8 protein-coding genes, 1 tRNA gene and 1 pseudogene are annotated in these 7,589 nt (G+C 67.2%); 6 read left to right on the top strand and 4 right to left on the bottom strand.

What is annotated here, in order from left to right:
• Positions 1–358 (top strand): molecular chaperone DnaJ (locus tag ACFR9S_RS00225; protein WP_379817675.1); only part of this gene is annotated, 358 nt, incomplete at its 5' end.
• A gap of 6 nt (positions 359–364) precedes the next feature.
• On the opposite strand, the gene ACFR9S_RS00220 is transcribed toward ACFR9S_RS00225, so the two are convergent.
• Positions 365–1,000 carry a uracil-DNA glycosylase family protein gene (locus tag ACFR9S_RS00220; protein WP_379730734.1) on the bottom strand — a complete coding sequence of 212 codons (636 nt, stop codon included), beginning with the start codon at positions 998–1,000 and terminating at the stop codon, positions 365–367.
• 100 nt (positions 1,001–1,100) lie between these two features.
• Here ACFR9S_RS00220 and ACFR9S_RS00215 point away from each other — a divergent pair.
• Positions 1,101–1,595: pseudogene (locus ACFR9S_RS00215) on the top strand (DUF5797 family protein); the annotation flags it as partial.
• A gap of 121 nt (positions 1,596–1,716) precedes the next feature.
• Here the strand turns inward: ACFR9S_RS00215 and ACFR9S_RS00210 are convergent.
• Entirely contained in the window at positions 1,717–3,084 is a 1,368-nt protein-coding gene (locus ACFR9S_RS00210) for an MFS transporter (RefSeq protein WP_379730735.1), read from the bottom strand.
• Positions 3,085–3,394: 310 nt separating this feature from the next.
• On the opposite strand from ACFR9S_RS00210, the gene ACFR9S_RS00205 reads away from it, so the two are divergent.
• Entirely contained in the window at positions 3,395–4,981 is a 1,587-nt protein-coding gene (locus ACFR9S_RS00205; RefSeq protein WP_379817673.1) for a BCCT family transporter, read from the top strand.
• Positions 4,982–4,986: 5 nt separating this feature from the next.
• On the opposite strand, the gene ACFR9S_RS00200 is transcribed toward ACFR9S_RS00205, so the two are convergent.
• The gene (locus tag ACFR9S_RS00200) at positions 4,987–5,787 is read right to left on the bottom strand and encodes an HD domain-containing protein (RefSeq protein ID WP_379730737.1); all 801 of its coding nucleotides are present in this window, start codon (positions 5,785–5,787) and stop codon (positions 4,987–4,989) included.
• A gap of 43 nt (positions 5,788–5,830) precedes the next feature.
• Positions 5,831–6,331, bottom strand: a complete 501-nt coding sequence (locus ACFR9S_RS00195; protein ID WP_379817671.1) for a redoxin domain-containing protein — start codon at positions 6,329–6,331, stop codon at positions 5,831–5,833.
• A gap of 86 nt (positions 6,332–6,417) precedes the next feature.
• Here ACFR9S_RS00195 and ACFR9S_RS00190 point away from each other — a divergent pair, with 86 nt between their 5' ends.
• From ACFR9S_RS00190 to ACFR9S_RS00180, 3 genes are all read left to right on the top strand, one after another.
• Positions 6,418–6,699 (top strand): Sec-independent protein translocase subunit TatA/TatB, encoded by a 282-nt coding sequence (locus ACFR9S_RS00190; protein ID WP_379730739.1) that lies wholly within the window; start codon positions 6,418–6,420, stop codon positions 6,697–6,699.
• Between the two features lie 45 nt (positions 6,700–6,744).
• Positions 6,745–6,817 (top strand) — tRNA-Arg (locus tag ACFR9S_RS00185).
• A gap of 284 nt (positions 6,818–7,101) precedes the next feature.
• The coding region (locus tag ACFR9S_RS00180; protein ID WP_379817669.1) for a heavy-metal-associated domain-containing protein at positions 7,102–7,589 on the top strand (488 nt) is incomplete at its 3' end.

Genomic DNA, 7,589 nt, shown 5'->3' with positions numbered 1-7,589 from the left:
CGAGGTGGCGGCGTCCCCGGTCACGACGCTCCTCGGGACGTTCCCGCTGGACTCCCCCACCGAGTACGTCCTCGGGGCGGTGCGGACGGCGACCGCCGGCACGCCGACGCTTGGGCTTATGCTCCTCGCCGGGACGGTGCTGCTCCCGCTGGTCGTGCTGACGACCGTCGGGCGGTTCGGGCGCGGCGCCGCGTGGGTGTACGCCGTTCCCTCGATCGCGCCGGCGCTCTGTCTCGCAGTCTGGCCCGTCGTCGCGATCCCGACGTGGGGGGCGCTGCTGGGCCTGATCGTGCTGCCGCTGTTCAGCGCCGGTGGATTCCTCGTCGACGTGGGGCGGTACCTGCTCGCGACGCGGTGAGTCGCGCTATCGGACGTAGTAGCTCTCCCCGCCGGGGAGGAACCGCCCGAGGTCGCTCTCTCGCCGGTAATCGGTCGACTGGAGTTCTCCGAGCGCTTCGACGAGCCGTTCGGCCTCGTCTCCCTCCCAATCGGCCGGGTCCTCGATCGGGAGCACCAGCCAGCCGCTGCCCAGGATCTCCTGCCCGTGGAGGTTCTCCATCTCGATCTCGGTCCGGTGGGCGCGGGCGGTGAACGTCTCGACGACGTGGCGGGTCGCGCGTTCGCCGACCGGCAGCAGGACGTGGGCGGCGATCGCGCGGAGTTCGGCGTCGAAGTACCGCTCCATCTCCGTGTACTCGGTCTCGGTCGGTGTGGCGTCGTCCGCCGGGACGCACATGTGGAGGTACGAGAGGAACGTCCGATCGATCTCGGGTTCGCCGCCGACGGTGTGGAGCAGCCCCGCCTCTCGGAGGGCGTCTTGGAGGCGTTCGGCCGCCGCCGTACCCGTGAACGGGACGCCGGTGTCGGCGCCGCCGTGGACGCCGGGATGGTCGCCGATCACGTGGAAGTCGGCGTTTGCGTCGCCGTAGCCGGGGACGAAGCGGTCACAGGGCGGCTCCATCCCGAAGGGGTTTGACACCCGGTCGGTGACGTTTCGCACGGCCGTCCGTAGCGGGCTCGCGGGCTTAGCTGGCGCGGTTCCGGCTCGCGCCCCGCCGGGACCGGAATAGCCATACGCCCCCGCCCCCCAGCCACGGCCGATGAGTCTGAGCGACGAGGCCAGAGAGCGCCTCGCCGACATCGTGACCCTCCAGCCGACCAAGAACAAAGAGTTACAGGACCGCTGGGGGATGGAGTCGGGGAGCGACGTCCACCAGTACCTCGAATCGGAGCTGAGCGACTACTACTACCGCGACGACGACAGCCTAATCCGGGCGACCGCCGAGGGCGTCGATCTCGTCGACGTCGAGCCCAGCGTCCCCCCCGAGGAGGAGGGCGGGGTTCCGGACCGGATCAGGGTTCCCGAACTCCACGCGCAGGTGCTCGACGTGCTCGCGGGACCCGAGGAGCGCTCCGAGAGCGTCGTGAGCGTACTCGGGAAGCTCCGGGAGGAGTTCGGTATCGATCCCGATGTCGAGGAGGTGCGGGACGCGCTGGGGAGCCTCCGCCGGAAGAACGTGGTCGAGGTGGAGTACCGGACGGTGCCGACGTTCCGGCTGGCCGCCGAGCGCAACGAGTTCAAAGTAGAGGTCCTCGAGGAGGGATTGTCGACGAGGAGTAACGACGGGGATGACGGAAACGATGAACCGAACGAGGAGGATTCGGATGTGCTGGAATCGATCGAGGACGAGCTTTCGGACCTATAGAGGCCGATAGTTAGCTTCCCTCAACCACGCTCTCGGTGTCTCCCGACATCGTGTGGGTGAACCAGAACACGCCCGTCGCGAACACCACGAACGCCGACGCGGTGAGGAACGCCTGCACGGTGCCGAGGAAGTCCTTGATCAGTCCGACGCCGAGCGGGCCGGCTGTCTGGCCGATTTTCCAAGAGATCGAGCGCAGCGACATCGCGCTCGCGACCGAGTCGTACTTCTCGCCCTCCTCGACGAACAGCGCCATACTCGCCGGCAGGCGTATCGAGTCGCCGATGCCCAGTATCGCGTAGGCCAGAAACAGCACGACGAAGCCGCCGCCGAGCTCCTGTCCGTGGCCGAAGTAGCCGAGGTAGAACCGCCCCATCGTCTCCTCGGCGGGCAGCGACAGGGGGATCAGCGCGATCCCGAAGCCGTACACCAGCGCGCCGGCGGCGACGAACTTCGCGCGGTCGCCGATCTGGTCGGTGAGGTCGCCGACGTACCCCTGGAAGAGCGACTTGGTGAGCTTCCCGCCGGCGAGGATCCAGCCGATCGCGAACGCGTCGATCCCGAACTCCGTGCGGGCGAGGATGGGGAGGAAGATGATCACCGCCATCTTCCCGACCGAGAAGGAGAGTCGGAACAGCACCAGCGAGCGCAGCATCGGCAGCTTCAGCAGCTTCTTGATCGTTCCGATCCCCGACTGCGCCTCGGGGTTGTCGACGCCGCCGCCGGGGTTGTCACGCAGTTCGGCGTAGACGAGGACGAACGCGACCATCGTGACCGCCGCGAGCACGATGAACACGACCCGCGACTGGAGCGGGTCGTACATCGAGAGCAGCAGGCCGCCGACCAGATCGCCCGCCAGCGAGGAGAACGCCGCGACCTGATTGTACGAACCGAGCCAGCGGCCGCTCTCGTCGTCGGGGGAGATCTGCCCGACGACCGTCGAGCCAGTGATCCAGAGGATGCTGGCGCCGATCCCCTGCAGCATCCGGACGAGGACGACCTGAAGCGAGCCGTTGGTCGTCCAGAGCGCGCCGGCGCCGACGCTCTCGAGAAGGGCGACGATCTCGGCGTTGATCGGGTCGCCGATGAACATGTACCCCACGAACACCAGGACGTTGATCAGCAGGCCGCCGAGCAGCCAGTGTTTGGCGTTCCCGGTGTCGATCTTCCGCCCCAGCGGGAGGACGATCAGCAGTTGGACCGACGCGAACGCGGTCCCCCACAGCCCCTCGATGAACCCGGAGGTGCCGAACGCGTCGGCGTACAGCGCGAGCGCGATGATGATGGTCGAGTACGCCTGACTCCGGGCGAACGCGGTGCCGGCGAGCGAGAGGAACTCCCGGTTCCGGAGCAGTGCGACGGAGTTGCCGAAACGGGCCACGTTTCGTCGGACCGAACACGACACCGACGCATAAAGGAATCCATCGCCGCAGCCTTTTCCGGGAGGAACGGGCGACGCACGGATCGATCAGATTTCCGAGGAGATTGTCCCGCTTCAACAGATACATCCCTCTCACTTCACTGGACACCGGCCGGATGCACGCAATCCGCGTGAATTCGCACGAATCTGAGACGATCGCGTCGGCGAACGGTGTCGAACGACAGGCTGTGGTTCGGACCCTCCTTCCACACTCGTGAGTGTACCGTCGCAAGTCGTCGGTGCAGTCGAATCGTTCCGGGAGAAATCCGACGTGGCCGTCTTCTCGCTGTCGGTGGCCGCGCTGCTGGGGATCATCGTCGCCGTCGTCGCGTTCGCCGACACGGTCGCCGCGGCGCTGGCGACGGCGAACGAGTTCATCGTCGGGAACCTGGGGTGGCTCTACCTCTGGGTCGTGTTCCTCGCCTTCGTCTTCGTCGTCTACGTGATGATCGGCCCGTGGGGGCGGATCAAGTTGGGCGGTCCCGACACGGAGCCGGAGTTCACGTTCTGGCAGTACCTCGTGATGACGTTCACCGCGGGGCTCTCCTCGGGCGGGCTGGAGTTCTGGGGACCGGTCGAGCCGCTGATCCACTACGGCACGCGCCCGCCGTACTTCGACGCCTCGGCCGGCACCTGGGCGCGGATGGCCGACGCGCTGCAGTACGCCATCTACCACTACGGGCTGTCCGCGTGGGCCACGTATCTCGTGTTCGCGGTCGCCATCTCCTACTACGTCTACCGGAAGGGCGCGCCGTTCCGGCCGGCGGTGATCCTCGCGCCGTTCGTCGGCGTCGACAACGTCGACGGCCCGCTCGGGAAACTGGTCGACGCGTTGGCGGTCGTCGTCACCGTCAGCGGGATCACCGTCTCCTTCGGGCTGGGGATCAGCCAGTTCGCGTCCGGCCTCTCGTTCAAGTGGGGGGTCGGCCTTGGCCAACTCGGCCGGATCGGGCTGATCCTCCTCGTGGGGGTGCTGTTCCTGCTGTCGGTGATCGCCGGCATCCAGAAGGGGATCAAGCGGTTCGCCGACCTCAACGTCGTCCTGCTGATCGGGCTGATGGCGGCGATGTTCGCGTTCGGGCAGGCGACGACGCTGGTCAACCTCACGACGCAGGCGCTCACGGGCTACGCGACCGACTTCGTCGGGATGAGCCTCTTCTTCGCGCCCAACGGTGAGGCCACGGCCTGGCTCGGCTCGTGGACGCTCTTTTTCTGGCCGTGGTGGCTCACGTTCGCGCCGATGATCGGCATCTTCATGGCGCGGATCTCGAAGGGGCGAACCCTGCGTGAGTTGGTGTTCGCCGGGCTGTTCGGCTCGTTCGCGCTGACGGTGCCGTGGTACGCCGCCACCGGCGGCTCCGCGCTGCTGCTCCAGACGTCCGGCGCCGCGGACCTGCTGGGCGTCTACGAGTCCTCGGGGCTGGAGGCCGTCGGCTTCGCGCTGTTCGAGCAGCTACTCCCCTACCCGGCCGTGTTCTCGGCGGCCTTGCTGCTGCTGGTGGTGAGCTTCCTCATCACCACGCTCGACTCCTCGACGCTGAGCATCGCGATGATGGCCGCCGGCGGCGAGGAGTCGCCGTCGACGATCAATCGGCTGGTCTGGGGGCTGATGATGGTGCTGCTCACCATCGCGCTCAGCCTCGCCGGCGGCATGCCCGTGCTCCAGTCGTTCACGATCCTCGTCGGACTCCCGACAGCGGTGCTGTGTGCGGTCGCGATGCTCGGGATGCTGATCGAGTTCGAGCGCGAGTTCCCGATCCTCACCGAGAGCGACAACGAGGAGAGCGAACGGTCGACGCCGACGGGACCGTCGGTCCAGCAACAGCGCCAGTCGGCGGGCACCACCTCTGACGACTGAGCCGCCTACAGTTCGATCCGCTCGACCAGATCGTCGTCGCCCTTGGTGTTGACGGCGACGATGCGGACGTCGTCCTCGAGCATCGAGTCGCGGAGCTTGTCCTTGAGGAGGTTGTCGACCTGGTAGACCCCGGCGGCGTTGATCATCTCGATCTCGACGAGCACCGGCGTCCCGTTGCCCGGCTGGAGCGTCACTTCCCGGATCGCCTGACTGGAGAGGGTGTTGATCCCCCGGCCGCCCTCCTCGTAGGGGATGCGCGAGCGGCCGCGCTCCATGTCGAGCGCGTCGGCGACCCGAATCACGCCCGCCTCCCGTGTCAGCGGCGTCTCCGCGGTATGGTGACAGAGGATCGCGTGGAGCACCTCCGCCTTCACGCGCACCTTCTCGGGCGTGTCGTAGAACTGGTCGAGGAAGCGGTCGAGTAAGTCCGCCGCCAGCGGGATCGAGTAGTAGGCGTGCTCGTCGCGGTGGACGACGTGGCCAACGTCGTGCAGCGTCGCCGCGAGTGCGACGATCACCGGCTCGTCGGCCTCGTCTAGCCCCTGATCGCTGGCGCCGTTGAACTCCACGCCGCCGGCCTTCAGCAGGTCGTACAGCCGGAGCGCGCGGTTCCGGACGATCTCGATGTGCTTGCTGCCGTGGTCGTTGTACCCCTTCCGCGTGACCGCGTTGACGTTCTGGGCCTCGAGGTAGGCGACGACCTCGGGGTCCTCGACCAGCGCCGGGAGCACCTCGTTGAGTCGGTCGTCCGGGAAGGCGTGCTCCTCCTGCGGGTCGTACTCGTGATCGGAGACATCCGTGGCCATACGCTTCGTCTCACGGAGCCGACGGAAAAAGGTCGTCGGGTGGTCAGCCCTCCGCGGCGTCCCGGACTGCCTCCTCGACCGCCGCGTAGTCCGGTTCGTTCCCGGGTTCGTCGGCGAGCCAGCGGTACGTGACGACGCCGTCGGCGCCGAGGACGAGGACCGATCGGCGGGCGACGCCGTCGATGCCGAGACGTTCGTAGCGCGTCCGGACGCCGTAGTCGGCACAGATCACGCCGTCGTTGTCGGCGACGAGCGGGAACGGCAACGACTCTGCATCGCGGAACTCGGCGAGCGCCCACGGGAGGTCGGTACTGATCCCGAGCACCGTCGCCGCGTCGCTGGCCAGCGGGCCGAGTCGGTCCCGGAACGTACAGAACTCCTCGGTGCAGGTGCCGGAGAACGCAGCGGGGAAGAAGGCCAGTACGGTCGGCGTTCCGTCGAGGTACGCATCGAGCGATCGGGGCGTGATGCCGTCGCCGTCGGCGACGGGCGCGGTGAACCCCGGCGCGTCGTCGCCGACCGCCGGCGGGGTGGTGTCGTCCATGGAGTACCGTACGCCCTCGTCGGGAAAAGCGCTCCCCCCGATTTCCAAAAGGCCTATAGTCGGGAGTGGGGTACATCCGCATAGAGATGTTCCAGACTGCGCCGCTTCAAGTACCGATCCCCGGGGGGCCCGAACTCGTCATCATCCTCCTCGTGCTCGTGCTCCTGTTCGGGGCGAACAAGATCCCGAAGCTGGCTCGGTCGACCGGGCAGGCGATGGGTGAGTTCCAGAAGGGCCGACAGGAGCTGAACCAGGAGCTCGAAGAGATGAAGGAAGGGCCGGACTCGGACGACACCACCTCCTCGACGACCTCGGACACCGAGGACGAGGAGGAGACGGCGACCGAGACAGAGACGTCCAGCAACTAACGCCGAAGCGGGTTCTTTTGCCCCCCGGGCCGGTAGCGGCCAGTAGGGCGTGTGGCCTAGCGGACAAGGCGAGGGGTTCCTAACTCCTCGATCGTGGGTTCGAATCCCACCACGCCCGTTTTCCGGCGAACGAAGTGAGCCGTGAAAACGGCTCGGTGGGGTTCCGAAACAGGGAGGTCGCGCGGAACGAGCGACCGCGAGCGAGCACGTCCGACCGTGGTTCGAATCCCACTATGTTCACCGCCGGTGTCGACGCCAACCTCGATAGACATCGCCGAGCCGTCGCGACCGCCACGCCGACCGATTCTTAATAACCCAAAGGAGGCCATTTACCAAAGTAGCGCATACTGACCCGTCTATTTAGCAGCGGGATTATTAACCGACGAGCGACTACGCTCGGATATGACCGCCGACGACTCAGACGACCCGCGGGCGCCGCCCGACGGCGGGGAGTCACTCGAACTCGACGTCCCGGAGATGGACTGCCCGTCCTGTGCCGGGAAAGTCGAGAGTAGCGTCCGCGAACTCGACGCCGTCGACGGCGTGGACCCGCAGATCACCACCGGCACGGTTACCGTGAATTACGACCCCGAGAAGACGAGTCCCGAGGACGTGGCCGACCGGATCGAGCAGGCGGGCTACGCGGTCGAGTCCGGCGTCGGCGAGACGACGGAGACGTTCACCGCCCCGGAGATGGACTGTGCCTCCTGTGCCGGCAAGGTCGAGAACGCGGTCGGCGCCGTCGACGGCGTCACCGCCTATCAGACCCAGCCCACGACGGGGAAGATCACCGTCACCTTCAACCGGGAGCAGACTACCGCCGAGGCGATCACGCGGGCGGTCGAGAACGCCGGCTACGAGGTGACGGAGTCGACCGCCGACGGCGACGA

The sequence above is a fragment of the Halolamina salina genome (assembly GCF_042678005.1).
Classification (GTDB): domain Archaea; phylum Halobacteriota; class Halobacteria; order Halobacteriales; family Haloferacaceae; genus Halolamina; species Halolamina salina.
This window is presented reverse-complemented; position numbering and strand designations above follow the sequence as displayed.